At 68.8% G+C, this 21,935-nt stretch carries 11 protein-coding genes and 6 pseudogenes; 12 read left to right on the plus strand and 5 right to left on the minus strand.

Going from position 1 to position 21,935, the window contains the following annotated elements:
- Positions 1–79: 79 nt before the first annotated feature.
- Positions 80–1,503 (plus strand): annotated as a pseudogene (locus OMK73_RS17075) (PLP-dependent aminotransferase family protein).
- 6 nt (positions 1,504–1,509) lie between these two features.
- Here the strand turns inward: OMK73_RS17075 and OMK73_RS17080 are convergent.
- Positions 1,510–3,021 (minus strand): glycine betaine ABC transporter substrate-binding protein, encoded by a 1,512-nt coding sequence (locus OMK73_RS17080; protein WP_267606415.1) that lies wholly within the window; start codon positions 3,019–3,021, stop codon positions 1,510–1,512.
- 252 nt (positions 3,022–3,273) lie between these two features.
- On the opposite strand from OMK73_RS17080, the pseudogene OMK73_RS38365 reads away from it, so the two are divergent.
- From OMK73_RS38365 to OMK73_RS39280, 9 genes and pseudogenes are all read left to right on the plus strand, one after another.
- Positions 3,274–4,319: pseudogene (locus OMK73_RS38365) on the plus strand (LysR family transcriptional regulator).
- Positions 4,316–5,776 (plus strand): annotated as a pseudogene (locus OMK73_RS17095) (NAD(P)-binding domain-containing protein); the annotation flags it as partial. The pseudogenes OMK73_RS38365 and OMK73_RS17095, both read left to right, overlap by 4 nt.
- A gap of 31 nt (positions 5,777–5,807) precedes the next feature.
- Positions 5,808–6,794: an ABC transporter permease gene (locus OMK73_RS17100; protein ID WP_267603053.1), complete on the plus strand. Its 987-nt coding sequence runs from the start codon at positions 5,808–5,810 to the stop codon at positions 6,792–6,794.
- Positions 6,791–7,722: pseudogene (locus OMK73_RS17105) on the plus strand (ABC transporter permease). The gene OMK73_RS17100 and the pseudogene OMK73_RS17105 overlap by 4 nt, the downstream one beginning before the upstream one ends.
- Complete coding sequence (locus OMK73_RS17110; RefSeq protein ID WP_267603054.1) at positions 7,719–8,729, plus strand: ABC transporter ATP-binding protein; 1,011 nt, start codon at positions 7,719–7,721, stop codon at positions 8,727–8,729. Before OMK73_RS17105 ends, OMK73_RS17110 begins: the two are co-directional and overlap by 4 nt.
- Positions 8,726–9,763 (plus strand): ABC transporter ATP-binding protein, encoded by a 1,038-nt coding sequence (locus tag OMK73_RS17115; protein ID WP_267603055.1) that lies wholly within the window; start codon positions 8,726–8,728, stop codon positions 9,761–9,763. Before OMK73_RS17110 ends, OMK73_RS17115 begins: the two co-directional genes overlap by 4 nt.
- Before the next feature lie 49 nt (positions 9,764–9,812).
- On the plus strand, positions 9,813–11,387 hold the full coding sequence (locus OMK73_RS17120) for an ABC transporter substrate-binding protein (protein WP_267603056.1): 1,575 nt from the start codon (positions 9,813–9,815) through the stop codon (positions 11,385–11,387).
- Between the two features lie 15 nt (positions 11,388–11,402).
- Positions 11,403–12,701, plus strand: a complete 1,299-nt coding sequence (locus tag OMK73_RS17125; protein WP_267603057.1) for an acyl-CoA thioester hydrolase/BAAT C-terminal domain-containing protein — start codon at positions 11,403–11,405, stop codon at positions 12,699–12,701.
- Positions 12,702–12,745: 44 nt separating this feature from the next.
- Positions 12,746–13,866 (plus strand): annotated as a pseudogene (locus tag OMK73_RS39280) (CMD domain protein).
- A 184-nt stretch (positions 13,867–14,050) separates the two neighbouring features.
- Here the strand turns inward: OMK73_RS39280 and OMK73_RS17140 are convergent.
- Both OMK73_RS17140 and OMK73_RS17145 read right to left on the minus strand, forming a co-directional pair.
- Entirely contained in the window at positions 14,051–14,422 is a 372-nt protein-coding gene (locus tag OMK73_RS17140; RefSeq protein WP_267603060.1) for a cupin domain-containing protein, read from the minus strand.
- A gap of 37 nt (positions 14,423–14,459) precedes the next feature.
- Positions 14,460–18,064, minus strand: a pseudogene (locus OMK73_RS17145) (DNA translocase FtsK).
- Between the two features lie 275 nt (positions 18,065–18,339).
- On the opposite strand from OMK73_RS17145, the gene OMK73_RS17150 reads away from it, so the two are divergent.
- Positions 18,340–19,590: an EAL domain-containing protein gene (locus OMK73_RS17150; RefSeq protein WP_324291747.1), complete on the plus strand. Its 1,251-nt coding sequence runs from the start codon at positions 18,340–18,342 to the stop codon at positions 19,588–19,590.
- Here the strand turns inward: OMK73_RS17150 and OMK73_RS17155 are convergent.
- Both OMK73_RS17155 and OMK73_RS17160 read right to left on the minus strand, forming a co-directional pair.
- Positions 19,587–20,000 carry a DoxX family protein gene (locus OMK73_RS17155; protein WP_267603061.1) on the minus strand — a complete coding sequence of 138 codons (414 nt, stop codon included), beginning with the start codon at positions 19,998–20,000 and terminating at the stop codon, positions 19,587–19,589. The genes OMK73_RS17150 and OMK73_RS17155 overlap by 4 nt on opposite strands.
- 143 nt (positions 20,001–20,143) lie before the next feature.
- Complete coding sequence (locus OMK73_RS17160; RefSeq protein ID WP_267603062.1) at positions 20,144–21,100, minus strand: LysR family transcriptional regulator; 957 nt, start codon at positions 21,098–21,100, stop codon at positions 20,144–20,146.
- Between the two features lie 150 nt (positions 21,101–21,250).
- On the opposite strand from OMK73_RS17160, the gene OMK73_RS17165 reads away from it, so the two are divergent.
- A complete protein-coding gene (locus OMK73_RS17165) occupies positions 21,251–21,853 on the plus strand; it encodes an FMN-dependent NADH-azoreductase (protein WP_267603063.1) in 603 nt (200 codons plus the stop codon).
- Positions 21,854–21,935: the final 82 nt, after the last annotated feature.

Below are 21,935 nucleotides of genomic sequence, written 5' to 3' on the forward strand. Positions count from 1 at the left end.
GATCTGCGATAATTTTGCGTATCAGTTTGAGCGCCTGATACTGCGCCCGTCCTTTTCCACGGCAACGCCCCCTGCCCTCATGAAGCGCTACGAAGAACTGGCGGAAACGCTGGCCAAGGACATTCGCAACGGCAACCTGCCGCCCGGCGCCAAGATGCCGTCGATCCGCAAGACCGTGACACAGTTCGGCGTGAGCCCGGCCACCGCGTTCCAGGCGTACTACCGGCTGGAGGAGCGCGGGCTGGTGCGGGCACGCGAGCGCTCCGGCTACTACGTGACCGGCCAGGTCGGCCGGCCACTGCCGCAACCGGCCGTGCGGCCCTCGCACCCTCGCACCAGGTCTCGACCGATGTCGATATTTCCAAGCTGGTCTTCTCGGTGCTGGACGCCGCGCGCGATCCGCAGCTCATCCAGCTTGGCTCGGCCTTCCCTTCGCCCGAACTGTTCCCCTGGGAGCGGCTGGGCAAATCCCTGGCCCGGGCCGGACGCGAGCTCGATCCCTGGTATTCGGTCAACGACATGCCCGCCGGCCACCTGGCCCTGCGCCAGCAGATCGGCCTGCGCTACCTCGGCGCGGGCGCGCCGCAGCCCACCGACGAGATCATCGTCACCAACGGTGCGCTGGAAGCTCTCAACCTGTGCCTGATGGCGGTGACCCAGCCCGGCGACGTGGTGGCGATCGAATCGCCCGGCTTCTATGCCGCGCTGCAGGCGCTGGAGCGGCTGCGCCTGCGCGCGGTGGAGATCCCGGTGGACCCGCGCGAAGGCATCGACCTGGACGCACTGGATGCCGCGCTCCAGCGCCATCCGATCAAGGCCTGCTGGTTCATGACGCAGTTCCAGAATCCGCTGGGCGCGAGCATGTCCGAGGCCAGGAAGCAGGCGCTGGTGGCCTTGCTGGCACGCCACGGCGTACCGCTGATCGAGGATGACGTCTATGGCGAGCTGTATTTCGGCAATCGCTGCCCCCTGCCCGCCAAGGCCTTCGACCAGGAAGGGCTGGTCATGCATTGCAGCTCGTTTTCCAAGACGCTGGCGCCGGGCTTCCGGGTGGGCTGGGTAGCGCCCGGGCGGTATGGCGAGGCGATCAAGCGCCTGCGGCTGATGACCACGCTGTCGGCGGGCGTGCCCACGCAGGTGGCGCTGGCCGAGTACCTGCAGAACGGCGGCTACGACAAGCACCTGCGGCGCCTGCGCCATCTGCTGGAGATGCAGCAGGGCCAGCTGATCGCGGCGATCGGCCGGCATTTCCCGGAGAACGTGCGGGTCTCGCAGCCCGCCGGCGGGTACTTCCTGTGGGTGGAGTTTGCCGCCGGATTCGATGCGCTGGCGCTGCATCGCGCGGCGCTGGAACATGGCATCGGCATTGCGCCGGGCCCGATCTTTTCAGCACGCCAAGGCTATCGCAACTGCATCCGGCTGAACTATGGCCACCTGTGGAGCGATGCGGTGGAAGCCGCCGTGGCCAAGCTGGGCGAGCTGGCGAAGGCGCAATTGCAATAAGGCGCGTCAGGTTATCGTTCCGCCCCGGGCATGCCTGCCCAGATACCATTCCCCCAGCTCGAACCCGGCCTGCACCAGCAGCGCAAGCACGGCGGCCGGGATGGCGCCCGCCATCAGCAGCACATGGTCGTTCAGCGCCAGCCCGGTGGCAATGCGCTCGCCATAGCCGCCAGCGCCGACAAAGGCGGCAATGGTGGCGGTGCCCACGCTGATGATGGCGGCCGTCTTGATGCCGGCCAGCAGCACCGGCATCGACAGCGGGAGCTCCACATAGCGCAGCACCTGGCCGGGCGTGAAGCCCAGGGCGCGCGCCGCCTCGCGCATGCCGGCTGGCACCTGCTGCAGGCCGGTCAGCGTGTTGCGCACGATCGGCAGCAGCGCATAGAGGAACAGCGCCACCATCGCCGGCCAGACGCCGATGCGCCCCAGCAGCGGGATCAGCATCGCCAGCAGGGCCAGCGACGGCACGGTCTGCAGCACGCTCACCGCGGCCATCAGCGCCTGCCCCAGCCGCTGCCGGCGCGCGGCGACGATGCCCAGCGGCACGCCCAGCAAGGTGGCCGCGCCAACCGCACCCAGCACCAGGGCCAGGTGGCGCCAGGTCAGCCGCAGGGTATCGCGGCCAAACAAGGTGCCGGCTAGGCCGGCGCGCGCGCCGGCCGTTGCGTCCGTCGCGCCGGCATTGCCATGCGCCAGGAAGGCCCGCGCCACGGCGGCAAAGGATTGCCCATCCAGTTCCGCCGCGGCATTCATGGCGATCATGTCCGCCGCGCTCACCTTGCCGGCCAGCCCCGTCAATGCCTGCCAGGCGGCCGGGAAGCGCTGCGGCAGGTCCAGGCGGTAGAGCACCACGGCGTCATAGCGGGGGAAGTAATGGCGGTCATCCGTCAGCACGCGCAGCCCGTATTTGCGGATCTTCGCGTCGGTGGAATAGATGTCGATGGCGTCGACCTGCCCGTTGGCCAGGGCTTCGTAGGCCACGCCGTGGTCCAGCCCGAGCGGCCGCTGGCGCAAGCCGTAGCGCTGCGCCAGCCCGGGCCAGCCATCCGCCCGGCCCAGGAATTCATGCGACAGCCCGAGACGCAGTTGCGGCCGCGCGGCCAGGTCGCCCAGCGTCGCCAGCCCGAGTTGCTGCGCCTTGTGCGCCTCCACGGCGAGCGCATAGGTGTTCTCGAAGCCAAGCGGAATCCCTGCCGCCAGGCCCAGCGGCGCCAGCGCCTGGTTGATCTGCGCCAGGCTGGCGCCGGCGGGCAGCTTGAGGATTTCGCTGGAAACGGTGCCGGTGTAGTCGGGATACAGGTCGATGCTGCCGGCCTTGAGCGCCTCGAACACGATCGCTGTGTTGCCAAGGCCCGGCGTGTGCTGTGCGCTGCCCTGGGCGGCAGCGGCCTGGGTGAGGATTTCCCCGAGGATGTAGGACTCGGTGAAGCGCTTGGAGCCGACCCGCAGGGTATCGGCGCGGGCCGTGCCGGCCGCGGCCAGCAGCGACAGGCAGGCCAGCGCCCAGCACAGGAGCATGGCCAGCCAAGGCTCGGTACGGCGCGGGCTTCCGGGTTGCAAGGTCAAATGAAGCGCTCTCCTGGGCATGGTGCGTGGCACGCGGACTGCCGGGCCGGTTCATCACATGATACGTGCATGGCCTCGACAGCGACGCCGGCGCGCACCCACTTTGTGCCGCATGAGCACATATGAAAATAGTATTTGCAATCTGAATGCTAGCAGGGTGAGAATCCACAAAACACATACATAGCATCAGCAACTCGGGCCCCCATGGAAATCCGGCAACTGGAAGCCTTCGCGGCAGTCATGACCAGCGGCAGCGTGACCGCCGCCGGGCGCCTGCTGGGGCGCTCCCAGCCGGCCATCACGCGCCTGATCCAGGAGTTGGAAAGCGAGATCGGCTTTGCGCTGTTCGCCAGAAGCGGGCCACGCGTGAGCCCTACCGAGCGTGGCTTCCTGCTGTATGAGGAGGTGGAGCACGCGCTGGTCGGCCTGCAGCAGATCCGCGCCCGCGCCGCCGAAATCGCCCGCGAGGAAAACCGCTCGCTGCAGATCGCGGCCACGCCGGCCCTGGCGGCCGGGTTGTTGCCCCTGGCCCTGGCCGGCCACCAGCCGGATCATGCGACGGCCACAACGGCCGGGAAGGCAGGCTCCCCAGCCACGCCAGCCACATCCATATCAATAGCGCCTCCCCCGAAAAGGTCGTGCATTCGGTGCTGACCGGCGCGGCCGAGATCGGGCTGACCAGCCTGCCGCTGGAGCACCGCGGCGTGACCGTGCACTGGATCGGGCAGGCTGCCTGCGTGGCCGCGGTACGCGCCGACGATCCCCTGGCGGCGCTGGCCACCATTCCTCTGGCCGCCTGCAGCGGCCGGCGCATCGTCACCATGCAGAACCCCTACCGGCTGCGCCGCCGCCTGGACGAGGCCTTTGCCCGCGCCGGGGTGGAGCCGGCCGCGCTGATCGACACCAACTCCTCGCTCAATGCGCTCACCGCCGTGCGCGCCGGGCTGGGCATTGCCGTGCTGGAGCCGGTGACCGCGCGCGGCGTGCCGCTGGCCGATATCGTGGTGCGCCCCATCGATGCCGACATTCCCTTTTACTTTGGCGTGATCACCCCGCAGGCCAGGCCCGCCAGCGCGGCGGTGCTGGCGCTGATCGACACGCTGGCTGACGCGGCCCGCGCGCTGCTGCCGGACTTTACCCAGCGCGGACCGGAACAGCACGGCGCGCTGCTGCAAGCGCTGTATGGCGACGCCGCCGCCACCGAGCCGGCCGCCGGCACGCCCTACGACACGGAACAAACCGACCTATGAACTCGCCCGCTGACACCTTCCCGGCAGCCGCCGCCAACGCCGCCGGCCTTGCCGCCCTGGAAGCGCGCCTGCGCCAGGACCTGTCTTGGCTGGAACTGCCCGCCAAAAGCTGGACCGTGGCGCGCACGCACGACGGCGAGCCAGTGCTGGACGTGGCCGTGATCGGCGGCGGCATGGCCGGCATGGCCGCGGCGGCCACGCTCAAGCACCTGGGCATCAACGCGCGCATCTTCGATCGCTCGCCGGAAGGCTTCGAAGGCCCTTGGGCCACCACCGCGCGCATGGAAACGCTGCGCTCGCCCAAGCAGCTCACCGGCCCCGCGCTGGGCCTGCCCGCCCTGACCTTCCGCGCCTGGTTCGAGGCGCAGTTCGGCGCCGACGCCTGGGAAGCGCTGGACAAGATCCCGCGCCTGCAATGGATGGATTACCTGCGCTGGTATCGCCGGGTGCTGGACCTGGACGTGCGCAACGAACACGGGGTCGAGCGTGTGGTGCCCCGCCCCGATGGCCTGGTGGTGCTGGAAATCCGCTCGCCCGCCGGCGCGCAGACCGTGCTGGCGCGCCGCGTGGTGCTGGCCACCGGCCGCGACGGACTGGGCGGCGCGCACGTGCCGCCCTTCGCGCAGGACCTGCCGCGCTCGCGCTGGGCGCATTCGAGCGATGTGTTCGACTACAGCACCTTGCGCGGCAAGCGCGTAGGCGTGATCGGCGCGGGCGCGTCCGCCATGGACAGCGCCGCCACCGCGCTGGAGGCGGGCGCGGCCAGCGTCGACCTGTTGATACGGCGCGCCGACATCCCCCGCGTCAACAAGGGCAAGGGCGCGGGCAACCCCGGCCTCACGCACGGCCATCCCGGCCTGCCGGATGACTGGAAATGGCGCATCCGCCATTACATCAACGCCCAGCAGGTGCCGCCGCCGCGCGGCAGCACGCTGCGGGTCTCCCAGCACGAGAACGCGCGCTTCAACCTGGCCTGCCCGATCGAGCGCATCGAGCAAGCCGGCGACGGGCTGCTGGTGCATACGCCCAAGGGCGCGTTCGAGCTGGATTTCCTGATCTTCTCCACGGGCTTTCGCATTGCGCTGGAAACGCGCGAGGAGTTCGGCGCCTTCGCCCGCCATATCCGCTACTGGCGCGACCGCTACACCCCGGCCACGGGGCAGGAAGACCAGGAGCTGTCGGACTCGCCGGACCTTGGCCCGGCCTTCGAATTCCTCGAGAAGACGACGCACGCTTGCCCGGGCCTGTCGCGCATCCACTGCTTCTGCTATCCGGCGGCGCTGACGCACGGCACCGTATCCGGCGACATCCCCGCCATCAGCGACGGCGCCAGGCGCCTCGGCCAAGGCATCGCCGCCCTGCTCTACCAGGAGGACGTGGCGCTGCACTACGCCAATATGGAAGCCTTCGCCGAGCCCGAAGTGTTCGGCGATGAGTGGGTCCCCGCCGGGCCGCCCCGGCGCTGCCCAGCGACGCGGCGAACGCATCATGAGCCGCTGGCCGATTCGATGGCTGGCCAAGCGGCTGGCGCAATCGCTGCTGGTAGTGCTGGCGATGACGGTGATCGTGTTCGCCGGCCTGCACGCGATCGGCAATCCGGTCGATATCCTGATCGGCCAGGACGTGGACCAGGTCGAGCGCGCGCGCATCATCGCCAGGCTGGGGCTGGACCAGCCGCTCTGGCGCCAGTATCTCGCCTTCCTGCAAGGTGCCCTGCATGGCAACCTGGGCAACAGCTTTGTCTATAACGTGCCCGCCATCCAGCTCATCCTGCAGCGGCTGCCCGCCACGCTGGAACTCGCCGTCGCGGCGCTGCTGCTGGCGGTGCTGGTAGGCGTGCCCTGCGGTCTCTTTGCCGGGCTGTACCCGGAGCATCCGGTCTCGCGTGTGCTGATGACCGGCAGCATCGTCGGCTTCTCGCTGCCCGCCTTCTGGGTCGGGCTGATGCTGATCATGGCCTTCAGCGTGCGGCTCGGCTGGCTGCCCTCGGGCGGGCGCGGCGCCACTGCCGAGTGGCTGGGCGTGCCGTGGTCGTGGCTGACCGCCGACGGCCTGCGCCACCTGATCCTGCCGGCCATCAACCTGTCGCTGTTCAAGGTCTCGCTGGTGCTGCGGCTGACCCGCGCCGGCGTGCGCGAGGTGCTGCCGCAGGACTGGGTCAAGTTCGCGCGCGCCAAGGGCCTGTCGCCGATCCGGGTGGTGCTGGGCCATGTGCTGCGCAACACGATGATTCCGCTGGTCACCGTGCTGGGGCTGGAGTTCGGCTCGACCATCGCGTTTGCGGTGGTGACCGAGAGCATCTTCGCCTGGCCCGGCGCCGGCAAGCTGATCCTCGACAGCATCAACGCGCTGGACCGCCCGGTGATCGTTTCCTACCTGATCGTGGTGGTGTGCCTGTTCGTCACGCTGAACCTGATCGTGGACATCCTGTACAAGCTGCTCGACCCGCGCGTGCGGCTGGAGGCCGCCACATGAGCGCCATCGACAACACCGCTGCCGCCGCTGCGGCGGCGCCCCAGGCGCTGCGCCGCGAATCGCCGTGGCGCCGCATGGCGGCGGATTTTTCGCCTCGCGCACCGCCGTGTTCGGCCTGGTGCTGCTGGTGGTCCTGGTGCTGGCCGCGGTCTTCGCGCCGCTGGTCACGCCGCAGAATCCGTACGACCTGCTCCAGCTCGACGTCATGGACGCGCGCCTTGCGCCCGGCACGCCGAGCGGCACCGGCACCTACAGCTACTGGCTCGGCACCGACGGCCAGGGGCGCGACATTTTCTCCGGCATCCTCTACGGCCTGCGCATCAGCCTGAGCGTGGGCGTGGGCTCGGCGCTGATCGCTGGCGTCATCGGTACCCTGCTCGGCTTGCTGGCCGCCTATGCCGGCGGGCGCGTGGACAGCGTGATCATGCGCACCGTGGACCTGCTGCTGTCGTTCCCGTCGATCCTGGTCGCGATGATGATCCTGGCCTTCCTCGGCAAGGGCGTGACCAATGTGGTGCTGACGCTGGTGATCCTGGAGTGGGCTTACTATGCGCGCGCCGCGCGTGGCCAGGCGCTGGTGGAAAGCCGGCGGGAATACGTAGAAGCCGCGCGCGGCCAGGGCATTTCCAACTGGCGCATCGTGGTGGGCCATATCCTGCCGAACTGCCTGCCGCCGCTGATCGTCATTGCCTCGCTGCAGGTGGCGCGCGCCATCACGCTGGAGGCTACCCTGTCCTTCCTCGGCCTGGGCGTGCCGGTGACCGAGCCCTCCCTAGGCCTGCTGATTGCCAACGGCTACCAGTTCATGCTGTCCGACGAATACTGGATCAGCTTCTTCCCCGGCATCGCGCTGCTGGTCACGGTGGTGGCCATCAACCTGGTGGGCGACCGCCTGCGCGACGTGCTCAACCCGAGGTTGCAGAAATGACCACGCCGGACATCAACAACGCCGCGCCGACGCTGGAAGTCCGCCATCTGCGCACGCACTTCGAAACCCGGGCGGGCGTGCTGCCGGCAGTGGACGACGTGTCCTTCACCGTGCCGCGCGGCCGCATCCTCGGGCTGGTGGGCGAATCCGGCTCCGGCAAATCGGTCACGGGCTTTTCCATCATGGGCCTGGTCGACGCGCCGGGACGCATCGTCGGCGGCGAGATCCTGTTCCAGGGCCGGGAGCTGACCAGCATGCGGCCAGCGGAGCTGCGCCGGCTGCAGGGCAACCGCATCGCGATGATCTTCCAGGATCCGATGATGACGCTCAATCCGGTGATGCGGGTGGACGCGCAGATGATCGAGGCCGTGCGCGCGCACAGCCCCGCCAGCCACAAGCAGGCCCGCGAACTGGCACGCGACACGCTGGGCATGATGGGCATCCCCAGCCCGGAGGAACGCCTGCGCGCCTACCCGCACCAGCTCTCCGGCGGCATGCGCCAGCGCGTGGCGATTGCCATCGCCATGCTGCACCGGCCCGACCTGATCATGGCCGACGAGCCGACCACCGCGCTGGATGTCACCATCCAGGCGCAGATCCTGTCCGAAGTGCAGAAGCTGGCACGCCAGCATGGCACCGCGCTGATCTGGATCACGCACGACCTGTCCGTCGTAGCCGGCCTGGCCGATGAAGTCGCCGTGATGTATGCCGGCCGCATCGTGGAGCAAGGCCCGGTCGACGCCGTGCTGGACCATCCGCTGCACCCCTACACCGCCGGCCTGATCGGCAGCCTGCCGAGCCTGAACAAGCGCGGCCAGCGGCTGCGCCAGATTCCCGGCATGACGCCCAACCTGCTGACGATGCCGCCGGGCTGCGCCTTTGCGGCACGCTGCCCGCGCGTGTCCAGTGCCTGCGGGCAGGCGCCCGTCATCACCTCGCCGCAAGCCATGCGCCAGGTACGCTGTTTCCATCCAGGCCAGCCGGCCGTTGCCGCGGAGTTCGCATGAAGCCGACCGGACACGCTGCCGGCGAGCCGCCGCAATTGCCCGCCCTGATCGACGCTCATGGTCTCGCCAAGCGCTTTGGCGAGCAGTATCCCGGCCGTTTTGGCCGCGCGCTGCAGCGCATGGGCTGGTCGGAGCCCGCGCCCGTCACTCACGCGGTGGACGGCGTGGACCTGCAGATCCGCCGGGGCGAAGTGGTTGGCCTGGTCGGCGAATCCGGTTGCGGCAAATCCACGCTTGGCCGCATGGTGGCCGGCCTGCTGCAGCCGTCTGCTGGGCAGATCCGTGTGGATGGCCAAAGCATCGAGGGCCTGGATGCGAGCGAGCGCCGCGCACTGCGGCTGAAGATCCAGATGGTGTTCCAGGATCCGTACGCCAGCCTGAATCCCCGCTTGCGCGTGGACCGCATCGTCGGCGAAGGCGCACGGCTGCACGGGCTGGTGGACGCGGCCGGCTTCGACGATTACGTTAGCGCGCAGCTGGAGCGCGCCGGGCTGGACCCGGCGCTGCGCCAGCGCTACCCGCACCAGTTCAGCGGGGGGCAGCGCCAGCGCATCGGCATTGCCAGGGCGCTCGCCGTGCAGCCGGAATTGCTGGTGTGCGACGAGGCGGTGGCTGCTCTGGACGTGTCGATCCAGGCGCAGGTGCTCAACCTGTTCATGGACCTGCGCGAGCAGCTTGGCCTGACCTATCTCTTTATCAGCCACGATCTTGGCGTGGTGGAGCATGTATCGGACCGCGTGGTCATCATGTACCTGGGCCGCGTGGTGGAGAGCGCGCCGACGCAAGACATCTTCCGGCAGGCCAACCACCCGTACACGCAAGCGCTGCTGGCGGAAATCCCGCGCCTGGACTCGCGCCACAAGACCTTCACCGCCATCAAGGGCGAGATTCCCAGCCCGCTGGCGCCGCCGCCGGGCTGCCACTTCCATCCGCGCTGCCCGCATGCCATGGCGCGCTGCCGGACCGAGGTGCCGCGCCTGCGCGGCATCGCCGTGAACCATCTCAGCGCCTGCCACCTGAACGAGGTTGGCTAATGCGCGCCACGCTTCTCAAATACTCTCATCGCCCCGAGGAAACCTGCCCATGAAACGCCTGCTGTCCCTCTCGATCAGCGCCACCGTTGCCGCCATGCTCTGCGCCGGCGCGGCCTGCGCGCAGTCCTTGTCGATCGCCTTTGCCGATCCGCTTTCGTCGCTGGACCCGCAGCTCAATAACCACGCCGGCGACCGTTCGGTGGACCTGCATTTCTGGGACCTGCTGATCGAGAACAAGGACAACAAGCTGCAACCGGGGCTGGCCCTGTCGTGGAAGGCGCTGGACGACAAGACCTGGGAATTCAAGCTGCGCCGCGATGTGAAGTGGCAGGATGGCAAGCCCTTCGGCGCGGAGGACGTCATCTTCTCCTACCAGCGCGCGCGCAATGTGCCGGGCAGCGTGGCGTCGTACGCGGGCTACCTGCGCACCATCGAGTCGATGAACGCCAAGGACCCGTACACCCTGGTCATCAAGACCAATATCCCGAACCCGGACCTGCCGCTGAACCTGGCCTCGATCCATATCGTCAGCAAGCATGTGGGCGAGAAGGCCAGCACCGAGGACTACAACAGCGGCCGTGCCGTGGTCGGCACCGGCCCGTACAAGTTCATCTCCTACACGCCAGGCGACCGCGTGATGATGGCGCGCAATGACGGCTACTGGGGCGGCAAGCCGGCCTGGCAGCAGGTCAACTACCGCTATATCAACAACGGCCCGGCCCGCACCGCCGCGCTGCTGTCCGGCGACGTCGATGTGATCGACAAGGTGTCGGTCTCCGACCTGGCCAAGCTCAAGCAATCGCCCAATGTCAGCGTGTTTCCCTACGCCGGCCTGCGCGTGATGCTGCTGCAGCCGAGCTTCAAGCCCGGCCCAAATCCGTACATCACCGATAACGCCGGCAAGCCGCTCGACAAGAACCCGCTGCTGGACGTGCGCGTGCGCCGCGCGCTGTCGCTGGCCATCAACCGCCAGGCGGTGGTGGGCCGCATCCTGCAGAACACCGCCAGCGTGGCCAACCAGTGGATGCCCAAGAGCACTTTCGGCTACAACCCGGAGGTCAAGGACATTCCCTACGATCCGGAGCAGGCCAAGAAGCTGCTGGCCGAGGCCGGGTTCAAGGATGGCTTCAAGCTGACCATCCACGCGCCGAACGACCGCTATCCGCAAGGCCCCGAGACCGCGCAGGCGGTAGCCCAGTTCTGGACCCGCATCGGCGTCAAGACCCAGGTGGAAGTGGTGCCCTGGTCGGTCTACGCCGGCCGCGCCAACAAGAACGAATACGCGGTCAGCATGCTGGCCTGGGGTAACGGCACCGGCGAGGCCAGCTATGCGCTGGTCAACGTGCTGGCCACCGTGGATGCCAAGAAGGGCCTGGGCGCCTCCAACTGGGGCCACTACAGCAATCCGGCCGTGGACAAGACGCTGGACGAATCCACCGCCGAGTTCGACGTGCCCAAGCGCGAAGCCATCCTGCGCCGCTCGGTCAAGCTGGTGTCGGACGATGTAGGCGTGCTGCCGCTCTACCACTACCAGAACATCTGGGCCGCCAAGAAGGGCCTGAAGGTAGCGCCGATGACCAGCGACCGCACCGCGGCGATGATGGTCACGCGCGACGGCAAGTAAGGCGGAGCGGCGAACATGGCACAGCTTCACATCACGCCGGTCGACGACCTGATCGACGTCGCGCGGCGGATTTCCGTATCGGGCCTGCGCCCCGGCGAAACCATCGCCATCGCCACGCGCACGCTGCGCGGCCGAGGTATCCCCTGGGCCAGCGAAGCCGTGTTCGTGGCGGACGCCGCCGGCACCGTGGACCTGGAGCGCGACGCGCCACTGTCCGGCAGCTACGCCGGCGTGAGCGCCATGGGCCTGCTGTGGTCGCAGCGCCCGGTCGACAGCGACAGCCGCGAGCAATTCCATGCCGACGCCACCCGGCCGCTCGTGACCGAGGTCACGGTGCGGGCAGGCGGCGGCGAAACAAACGGCGAACTGGTGCAGCGCCTGGCGGCTGCCGGTGTGACCCGCCGGGAAGTGCGCGAGGACGGCCTGGTCGGCACGCTTTACTTGCCCGCGGGCCCCGGCCCGCATCCGGCGGTGATGGTGCTCAACGGCTCGGGCGCCGGCCTCAACGAACCGCGCGCCGCGCTCTATGCCTCGCGCGGGTACGCCGCGCTGGCATTAGCGTACTTCAAGGCGCCGGGGCTATCGGACTACATCTCCAATACGCCTTTGGAATACTTCGAGCGAGGCCTGTACTGGATCCGCGAACACGTCCGGCCGGCGCACGATTTCATCGCGCTGTCGGGCCAGTCGCGCGGCGGCGAGCTTGTGCTGCTGCTGGGCGCGACCTTCCCGGAGCTGGTGTCGGCGGTGATCGGCTACGTGCCCGGCGCGGTGGTGCACAGCGCGCAGAACGCCGCCGACCCCGCCATCGGCCGCGAAGGCCCGGCCTGGCTGCACCACGGCAAGCCGCTGCCGCACGTGTGGGAGAACAACCGTACGGCAAGCTGGGCGCCCTTTGACGAAGGCCCGGCGCCGCACCGGCATGAACGCGCCATCCTGACCGCGCTGCAAGACCCCGACGCGGTGGCGCGCGCCCGCATCCGGGTCGAGGATATCCGCGGGCCGGTGATGCTGCTGTCGGGCACCGACGACGGCTCCTGGCCTTCCAGCCTGTATTCGCGCATGGTGGCGGACAAGCTGGCCGAGGCCGGGCATCCGCATGCGGTCAGGCACCTGGATTTCGAGGAGGCGGGCCATGCCATCCTCTTCCCCTACGTGCCGACCACGCAGATGGTCTATGCGCATCCGGTGTCCAGGCGCATCAGCACCACGGGCGGCACACCGGCGGCGAATGCCGTGGCGGACGAGCAATCGTGGATCGGCGTGCGCGAGTTCCTGGCGCGTGCGGTCGCCAGCCATGCCGGCCAGGCCTGAACGACCGAACAACAAAATCACTGAGTCAAGACCGAGAACCCATCATGACCCAAGCCAACCCAGCCACCGCCGACGTGGTGGACCACGCAGCCGGCCTCGCCGCCGGCTCGGCCACCCATGCACTGCGCCATCAGCGCGAGAAAGTCGCCGCCTCCACGCAAGGCAGCTATGACGCGCTGTTCGATCCCGCCCTGCCCGGCCTGCCGCTGACCGAGCGCCTGCTGGTGGCGCTCTATGCCGCGCGCCTGACACCCGCGCCGGAACTGGTTGCGCATTACAGCGCGCGCCTGGCGCAGGCCGGCGCCGATGCCGCCCTGGTCGCCGTGGCCGGGCAAGGCGATCCGGAATCGCTGGCCGATCCGCGCCTGCGCGCCATCCTCGCCTTCACCCGCACCCTGATCGAGAACCCGGTCGCCGGCGACGAAGCCGCCCTCAAGGCCCTGCCCGCCGCCGGCCTGGCCACGCCTGACGTGGTGACGCTGGCCCAGCTGATTGCATTCCTGTCCTACCAGGTGCGCCTGGTAGCCGGCCTGAAGGCCCTGAAAACCCTGCAATCCCAGGAGGCCGCAGCATGAGCGCACCCATCAAGGCAAACGGCTTCACCAACGAGGTACTTGACTGGAAGGCCTGGCTGGACGTGGTACAGGTGGACCAGGCCACGCCCGAGCAGATCGCGGTGCTGGAAGAAAGCCATCCCAAGGCCAAGGTATCGGACTACTACCTGTTCCTGGTGCACCAGCCCGAGATCCTGCGCCAGCGCTCCACGGCCTTCAACGCCATCATGTACGCCCCCGGCGGCATGGCGCGCGCCGAGCGGGAGCTGGCCAGCACGGTGGTGTCGCGCATCAACGGCTGCGTGTACTGCGCGTCGGTGCATGCCCAGCGCTTCGAGCAACTGGCCAAGCGCAACGATGTGATCACCCAGGTCTTCGAGGACCCGCATACGGCGGGCACCACCGCGCGCGAGCAGGCGATCTCGAAGTTCTCGATCGCGCTGACCGAGCGGCCGGATGCGGTCAACGCCGACACCTTGCGCGCCCTGCGCGAGGTGGGCGTGAGCGACGCAGAGATCCTCGACCTGATTCACTCGATCGCGATCTTTGCGTGGGCGAACCGGTTGATGCTGAACCTGGGGGAGCCGGTGTTTCCGGTTGACGGGGGCTGAGTGTAGTGTTAAGCGCTGCCGGCTTCGGCTCGCGCCCGCCCTCTCCCCAACCCCTCTCCCGCACGCGGGAGAGGGGAGCTAAGCCTGCGAGAGATTGAGGCTATGCGCTTGCGGATCGCTCGGTTTGCTCCCTCTCCCACGCAGTGGGAGAGGGGCCGGGGAGAGGGCGGGCGCTCGCTCGACGCTAGCCTTCAATCTGGCTTGGAGCACTGCAATGCACCGCCAGCCAGACGGTCGGCTGTTGCGCATCGGTCCACGCCACGCGATGCCGGCAATGCGCCGGCAGATGCAGATAGTCGCCGCACGCAAGCTTGCGCGGCTCGGCCTCGCCCTCGATATGCAGGCCGGCGCTGCCGCTCACCAGCAGCACCCATTCGTCCTGCGCGCTGTCGTACCAGAAGCCCTTCGGGCTGGCCTGGCCGTTCGAGACGATGCGCTCGATCTTCAGGCCGGGCCGTTCCAGCAAGGCGTCGAAGCGCTCGGCAGTCCGGTCCACCGGTACCTGCGCCAGCAGGTTCCCCTGCGGCACAGGCGGCGGGTTGCCCTTGGCATCCATCATCGTCTCCGGTTGAGCGGCACGCCTGCCGCCAACGTCATTCGCCCGAGCCCGGCGCGAGCACGTCGCGCGCACCATTGCGGCCCATCGGCGAAACCAGTCCCGCCACCTCCATCTGCTCGATCAGGCGCGCGGCACGGTTGTAGCCGATGCGCAACTGGCGCTGCACGGCGGAAATCGACGCCCGGCGGCTGGTGAGCACGAAGGAGGCGGCTTCGTCGTACAACGGGTCGGCCTCCGCATCGCCACCGCCTTCGCCGAACAGGTCCGACGCTGCGGCCTCGCCAGGATCGCCCGCGAGGATGGCCTCGTCGTAGTCGGGCTCGCCGAACTGCTTCCAGTGCTCCACCACGCGGTGCACTTCGTCATCGGCCACAAAGGCGCCGTGCACGCGTTGCGGATAGCCGGTGCCCGGCGGCAGGAACAGCATGTCGCCCTGCCCCAGCAGGCTCTCGGCGCCCATCTGGTCGAGGATGGTACGCGAGTCGATCTTGGACGAGACCTGGAATGCCACCCGGGTGGGGATATTGGCCTTGATCAGGCCGGTGATCACGTCCACCGACGGGCGCTGCGTGGCCAGGATCAGGTGGATGCCGGCGGCGCGGGCCTTCTGCGCCAGACGCGCGATCAGCTCTTCGATCTTCTTGCCGGCCACCATCATCAGGTCGGCCAGCTCGTCGATCACCACCACGATGAACGGCAGCGTGCGCAGCGGCTCGGGCGCATCGGGCGTGAGCGAGAACGGATTGGGCACATGCTCGCCCGCGGCCTCGGCGGCGCGGATCTTCTGGTTGAAGCCGGCCAGGTTGCGCACGCCCAGCGCCGACATCAGGCGGTAGCGCTTTTCCATTTCGCCCACGCACCAGTTCAGCGCGTGCGCGGCCTGCTTCATGTCGGTCACCACCGGCGAGAGCAGGTGCGGGATACCTTCGTAGACCGATAGCTCCAGCATCTTGGGGTCGATCATGATCAGGCGCACATCGTCCGGCGTGGCCTTGTACAGCAAGGACAGGATCATGGCGTTGACCGCCACGGACTTGCCCGAGCCGGTGGTGCCGGCCACCAGCAAGTGCGGCGCGCGCGCAAGATCGGTCACCACCGGGTTGCCGGTGATGTCCTTGCCCATCGCCAGCACCAGATGGGAGTTATGCGCGAGGAACGACGAGGCGGCCACGATCTCGGACAGGCGGATCATCTGGCGCCGCGCGTTGGGCAGCTCCAGCCCCATGCAGGTCTTGCCGGGAATGGTCTCGACCACGCGGATGGAGGTCACGCCCAGCGCCCGCGCCAGGTCCTTCATCAGGCCCACCACCTGCGCGCCGCGCACGCCCATGGCGGGATCCACCTCGAAGCGCGTGATGACCGGGCCGGCCGAGGCGCCGACCACCGACACCGGCACCTTGAACTCCGCCAGGCGCTGCGCGATCAGGTTGCCGGTTTCCTGCAACTGCTCCTCGGTCACCTGCTGGATGTCGGCCGTGGCGGTTTCCAGCAAACCTAGGTCCGGCAAGCGGTAGTCCGAAATACGGGAAGGCGGCGGCGTGACGGCAATGACTTGCGACGCCGGCACTGCGCTCGCCGCGGGTGCCGCGGATACCGCGGCGGCTACCGGCGCATCGAGCGCCACCACCTTGCCGACCACGGCCGGCAGCACGATGCGCGGCTTGGCGCCGGCGGCGCGGCTGGCAATGTTTCGGGCAACGGGGCCGGCGCTTCTTCTATCGTGGGCTCGGGATTGGGAGCGCTGTCCTCGCTGCGGTGCTCGACCAGCAGGTTGGCATCGAGAACGCCCTCGGCGATCTCTTCCGTGGTGTCTTCGAGCTCGGCCGCAGGCTCGATGTCGGAGTCGGCTTCGGCATCCGGAATGAATACGATGTTGGGAGCGGCGTCGGCCTCCGGAGCCGCTTGTGCTCCTACTTCAGGCTCGACTTTGGCTTCGACCTTAGCGTCCACGGCCGGCTCGGCGGCGCCTTCCGGCTCCTGAGCGATTGCCGGTTCGTCCGCCTGGGGCGCAACGGCAGCATCTGGCAATGCAACCGCCTCGGACTCGGCCGGGACAGCCGCCCCGGTATCCATGGCGGACGCCTCGGCAACAACTTCGCTATTGGCTTCGGCTGCCACTTCCACCGGGCTTTCGATCGATGCCTCGGCCACGACCGGCGCTGCCTCCTCGCTTACCGCATCGGTGACCGCATCGGTGGCTGCCTCGGCGACGGCAACGGCGGCTTCCGGCTCAGGCTGCGCATCGGCCGCCGGAGCAGCCGGAGCAGCAGGGGCAGCAGGCCGCGTCGACTTCCAGGCGCTGGCCAGTGCGGTCAGTTCCGCCATCAGCGCCTCGGCTTCCAGGCGGAGTTCGTCCAACGTCACGGAGGGCGTCGCGCCTTCCCCGGCGGATTCCGCGCGCGGCTGCGCAACCTGCGGGGCATCAGCGGGTGCGGTGGCAGGTGCGGCGGCGGGTGCGGCGGCGGGAATGGCAACATCCTCGGGGGATAGCACCGCCACAGCCTGCGGCTCGGCGGGCGCCACTGCGGGGGCTGCCTCGGCCTCCAGCACCTCGGTTTCCTGCGCCTGGCTGGCCGGCTCTTCCGCCGCCGGCCGCGCCTGCACGGCGGCAACCTGTTCGCTTTGCTGCTTGCGCGCACCGTCATCCTGCGCAACCGGCATGACAGCCGGCGGCACCGCGGCAGCCGTCGTCACGCTCTTTGCCGCAGCGGGCTGGGCGGGTCGCGCGTTGGCTTGCGGCAGTGTCGTGATGGCCGAGCGTGCGCTCATCTGCGGCTGGCGCACGGGGCCGCTGACCACGGTAGCGCGTGCAGCCGCTGCCGGGGCAGGACTGGCGGCGCGCGCCTGCACTGCCCCCGCGGCACTGGCCGCCGCAGCCGACGCCGCGGCGGATGCCGTGCGGGCGGTTGCCGGGCTGGTGGCTTGCGGCTGGCTGGGGGTGCGCAGCGGCGCCGGCCTGACGGGCGCCTTGGCTGCAGGCGGCGGAGATACGGGCGCGGAGGCCTCAGGCTTGGCGGCGCCCGGCGGCCCGGCCTGCTGCAGCCAGATCTCGCCCGGCTGCGGCGGCGAATTGCGGGTGCGCGCCGGCGGCTGCCAGACCGGCTGGCGCCGCGCCGATACGGCTTCGATGCCCTTGTGGCGGGGCACGTAATCGGTCGAGCCCGGCACCGCGGCATGCGTGGCGCCGAGGTGGGTGGTCTCCCAGCTGTCCGGCTCGCGCGCGGTGCGGGCGGGCGTGCGCAGGGGCGCCATGTCGGCCTCGTCCGGCTCAGGCAAGCTGGGCTTGCGCAGGAACAGGCTGCGCCAGGTTTCGCCAAACACCATCGGCGCGGCCAGGGCCAGCACACCCAGCATCAGCAGCAGGCTGGCGCTCCAGCCAAGTATGCCGGAAACCAGGGTGCCCAGCGCGCGCCCGGCGCTGCCGCCCGACGTGCTGCCTGCCATGCCACCCTCGCCCGCCGCGCCTGTCAGCGCTTCGAGCGAGGCGCTTGCACACAGCACGATCAACGTGCCCAGCCATACCCGCAGCGTGCCGCGTCCACTGAAGAACCGGCGCTCGCCGGCGAGCAGGCGCGCCACCTGGCGCCACACCAGCGGCACAAGCCACAAGGTCGAAAATCCGAACCAGCCAAAACCCATTATCGAAACGCCATCATCAAATACCTCGGGCGACGATTGTAGCGGGTCTGGGCGCGGCGTTTCCGCCCAAGATGGCACGCGCAACGGAATATCGCCTGTTTTCCAGCACCACGCGCCCTCCCCCGCCACGCGAACCACGCGCGCTGGCGTCGGCATCCGCCCGTGCGAAGGCGTGCCCGCGGTGCGGCATGTGCGCTAATATGGACGAAGCCTGCCTCGAATCCACTCGGCCGTTCTCATCGGCCGATTTCCATCGCCCCAATCCCGAGCCAACCATGCAGACGCGCTACGCCGGACTGTCCGCCCTGGTGGTCGATGACCACCCGTTCCAGTTGCTGGCGGCGGAACAGTTGCTGACCCAGCTGGGCGTGAGCGACGTGCATTGCGCCGCCGACGGCCGCATCGCGCTGGACCTGCTGGCCGCGCGCAAGGTCGACCTCGTGCTCTGCGATATCGAGATGCCGGGGCTCAACGGGCCCGGCATGATGGACGAGCTGACCCGGCGCAAGGACCACGCCTTCGCCGGCGCCCAGCCCCTGTGGGTATGGGTGTCCGCGCTGCAGGACGACATCATCGATTCCCACGTGAGCCTGGCCGATTCGGTTGGACTCGCCCATGTGCGCGCGGTGCGCAAGCCGATCTCGGCGGTGGTGCTGGAAGAAATCCTGCAGGATGCGCTGGAGCGCGACCTCACCGCCGAAGCCCCGGCGGCCGCGCCAAGCCAGCCGGACGACCGCGACCTGCTGGCAGCGATGCAGACGCCCGGCGCCATTTTCATCATGCTGCAACCGCAGTTCAGGATCAGCACCGGCGCGCTGGCCGGCGCGGAAGCGCTTTGCCGCTGGCGCCATCCGACCATGGGGCTGATCCGGCCCGACCTCTTCATCCCGAGGCTCGAGGCGCTGGGCGAGGCCGATGCCATCTTCCAGCTGGCGGGCCAGCAATGCCTGTCGGTGCAGCGCCAGTTGCTGGCGCGCGGCGTGCGCATCCCGCTGAGCATCAATGCTTCCGCGCAGACGCTGTGCCGGCCCGGCGTGCTCGACGCCTTCGACGCCATGGTGGAAGCCAGCGGCATGCCGCGCCAGTTGCTGAATATCGAATTGACCGAGGGCTACCCGGTAAACGACACCCGTGCCCTGTCGATTGCGCTGAACCGCCTGCGCCTGCTTGGCTACGGCGTGGCCATCGACGATTTCGGGATCGGCATCGCCACCCTCAAGCTGCTGGCGGACCTGCCCTTCACCCAGATCAAGCTCGATCGCTCGTTCGTGGTGGCGGTGCCGGGCAACAGCCAGCGCGCGGCGATCTGCCGCAACGTCATCAACCTCGCGCGCGACCTCAAGCTGGAATGCGTGGCCGAGGGCATTGAAACCCCGCGCAGCGCGACGCGCTGCAAGCCCTGGGCTGCGACCTTGGCCAGGGCTACCTGTGGTCCCCCGCCCTGCCGCCCGACATGTTCGTGGCCGAAACGCTGGGCCGCTGGACGCCCTGAGGGCGCCCCGCAGCGCTGCGGGCAGCTACGCTAGTTCCACTTGCCGTTGACGCCGCCTACGCTCAGGCGCCCCGCGCCCAGCAGCGCGACCGCGATGGCGCCGCCCAGGAACATCGCTTGCAGCTCCAGCGCCCAGCCACCGGTGTCCGCCAGCATGGCTAGCTGCTTCATATGCACCAGGCCCACCGCCACCAGCATATTGACGACCACGATCAGCGCGGCGACCCGGGCCCACAAGCCGAGGATCAGCAGGACCGGCGCCACCACCTCGCCGATGTAGACACCATAGGCCAGCGCCGGAGGCAGTCCGGCCTGCGTCACCACCTGCGTCACGAACCCCGGCCCGGCGATGAGCTTGGAGATCCCGTGCAGCAGAACCAGCACGCCTAGCACGATCCGCAATACCGCCTTGCCCAGGTCCTGCGATGGCTGAGAACCACTCATGGTCGTCACTCCTTGTCCGGATCAGAAAACGAAAGCGCGAATGTGCCGCCTGGAGCCGAAGCGCCTCTGGCTCCACGCGCGACATGCATATTTACCTTAGTGCGCCGCGCCGTGAAGGTAAAGGCACAAGTTGCGCGCACGTCTCAGATCTGGCCGATGGGCCGGTGCATGCCCGGCTGGCGCGGCGGCTGCATGCCCGCCTTCCAAGCCGTTTCGGGCAGGATGTCGGCAAGGAAATCCAGGAAGCGCCGCAGCGCCGGCGGCATGCCCTTGCGCGAGGGAAAGACCGCGTGCAGCGTCCCGACCGGCATGATCCACTGCGGCAGCAGCACCTCCAGCTCCCCGGTCTCGATGGCATCGCGGCAGAACATGCGCGGCAGCATCGCCACGCCCACGCCCGCGATGGCCGCCGCGCGCAGCAAGGCGAATTCGTCGGTGACCAGGCGCGGGTCGTAGGGCACGTAGATCGATTGCCCGGTATTGCAGGTCAGCGTCCAGACATGCTTGCCGTCGTGCGGCTTCTGGTTGACGCCGGGCATGCCGTCCAGCGCCTCGGGCGTGCGCGGGCGGCCGATGCTGTCCAGCAACGCCGGGCTGGCTACCAGCATGAGCGGGCTCTCGCCGTAGGTGCGCACCACCAGCGACGAGTCGTCCATCACCTCGCGCACCCGCAGCGCCAGGTCGAAGCCTTCGGCGATCACGTCCACGCGGCGGTTGGTGGCTTCCAGTTCGATGCGCACGCCGGGGTTGGCCTGCATGAAATGCCCGATGGCGGGCGCCAGCAGGTTCTGGGCAATCGCCACGGGGCAACTCACGCGCAAGGTGCCTCCGGGTTGGTCACGAGCCTGGTCGATCACTTCACGCGCCGCTTCCGCCTCCGCCAGCATGGCGCGGCAGCGCTCGTAGTAGGCCTCGCCGATGGGCGTCACGCGCACCTGCCGGGTGGTCCGGCGCAACAATTGCACCCCCAGGTCGCGCTCCAGCTGGGCAATGCGCCGGCTTAGCCGTGATTTCGGCACGCCACTGGCACGGCTCGCGGCCGAGAAACTGCCGTGCTGGACCACCTGGGCAAACAGCGAAAGGTCGTTCAGGTCTTGCATGGGTCATCCTTGGGGAAAGGAGCGCGCCAGGGTAGCAGCTCGGCTTGCGTTCTGCCCCTGGAACAATAAGTTCTATTTTGCCCCACTACCGGCATCAATGGCAGACCGCTATCTTTCATTCATCCAACCCGAACCCCAGTGGAGATGAACATGAAGATCTTGCAAATCGACTCGAGCGTACTTGGCGGCCATTCCGCTTCCCGTAGCCTGACCGCCAAGGTGGTTGCCGACCTGCGCGCCAAGCACCCTGAAGCCACCCTGACCGTGCGCGACCTGGACCAGGACGCACCGGCGCACCTGTCCGGCGCGCTGCTGCCCGTGCTGGGCGGCCCGAAGGACGGCCTCAACACCGTGCAGGAGAGCGAGCTGCAACGCACTGAAGCCTTCCTCAAGGAATTCCTCGAAGCCGATGTGCTGGTCGTCGGTGTGCCGCAATACAACTTCGGCATCCCCAGCCAGCTCAAGTCCTGGATCGACCGCATCGCCCAGGCTGGCCGCACCTTCAAGTACACCGAGACCGGCCCGGTCGGCCTGGCCGGCGGCAAGCGCGTGATCGTGGTTTCGTCGCGCGGCGGCGTGCGCCAGGACGCCAACGCCCTGGACCTGCATGAACAGACCGTGGACGTGGTGTTCCGCTTCCTGGGCATGACCGACATCACGTACGTGCGCGCCCACGGCCTGGCAATGGGCCCCGAAGCCCGCGAAGCCAGCCTGGTCGCCGCCAACGGCGCCGTGGCAGCACTGGCAGCCTGATCGCGGCGGTGCGGCCTCGCGCCGCACCGCCGAAGCGCAAGACGTCCGCCCGCAGTCATGCCGGCGGGCGTTTTGCGCTTGC

The sequence above is a fragment of the Cupriavidus sp. D39 genome (assembly GCF_026627925.1).
Taxonomy (GTDB): Bacteria; Pseudomonadota; Gammaproteobacteria; order Burkholderiales; family Burkholderiaceae; genus Cupriavidus; species Cupriavidus ulmosensis.

Bases quoted from the DNA above. Each gene is read 5' to 3' on its own strand.
- OMK73_RS17155 (WP_267603061.1), bottom strand. From the start codon at position 20,000: ATGAGTGGTTCTCAGCCATCGCAGGACCTGGGCAAGGCGGTATTGCGG.
- OMK73_RS17115 (WP_267603055.1), top strand. From the start codon at position 8,726: ATGAAGCCGACCGGACACGCTGCCGGCGAGCCGCCGCAATTGCCCGCC.
- OMK73_RS17080 (WP_267606415.1), bottom strand. From the start codon at position 3,021: ATGCTCCTGTGCTGGGCGCTGGCCTGCCTGTCGCTGCTGGCCGCGGCC.
- OMK73_RS17100 (WP_267603053.1), top strand. From the start codon at position 5,808: ATGAGCCGCTGGCCGATTCGATGGCTGGCCAAGCGGCTGGCGCAATCG.
- OMK73_RS17160 (WP_267603062.1), bottom strand. From the start codon at position 21,100: ATGCAAGACCTGAACGACCTTTCGCTGTTTGCCCAGGTGGTCCAGCAC.
- OMK73_RS17165 (WP_267603063.1), top strand. From the start codon at position 21,251: ATGAAGATCTTGCAAATCGACTCGAGCGTACTTGGCGGCCATTCCGCT.
- OMK73_RS17140 (WP_267603060.1), bottom strand. From the start codon at position 14,422: ATGGATGCCAAGGGCAACCCGCCGCCTGTGCCGCAGGGGAACCTGCTG.
- OMK73_RS17125 (WP_267603057.1), top strand. From the start codon at position 11,403: ATGGCACAGCTTCACATCACGCCGGTCGACGACCTGATCGACGTCGCG.
- OMK73_RS17150 (WP_324291747.1), top strand. From the start codon at position 18,340: ATGCAGACGCGCTACGCCGGACTGTCCGCCCTGGTGGTCGATGACCAC.
- OMK73_RS17110 (WP_267603054.1), top strand. From the start codon at position 7,719: ATGACCACGCCGGACATCAACAACGCCGCGCCGACGCTGGAAGTCCGC.
- OMK73_RS17120 (WP_267603056.1), top strand. From the start codon at position 9,813: ATGAAACGCCTGCTGTCCCTCTCGATCAGCGCCACCGTTGCCGCCATG.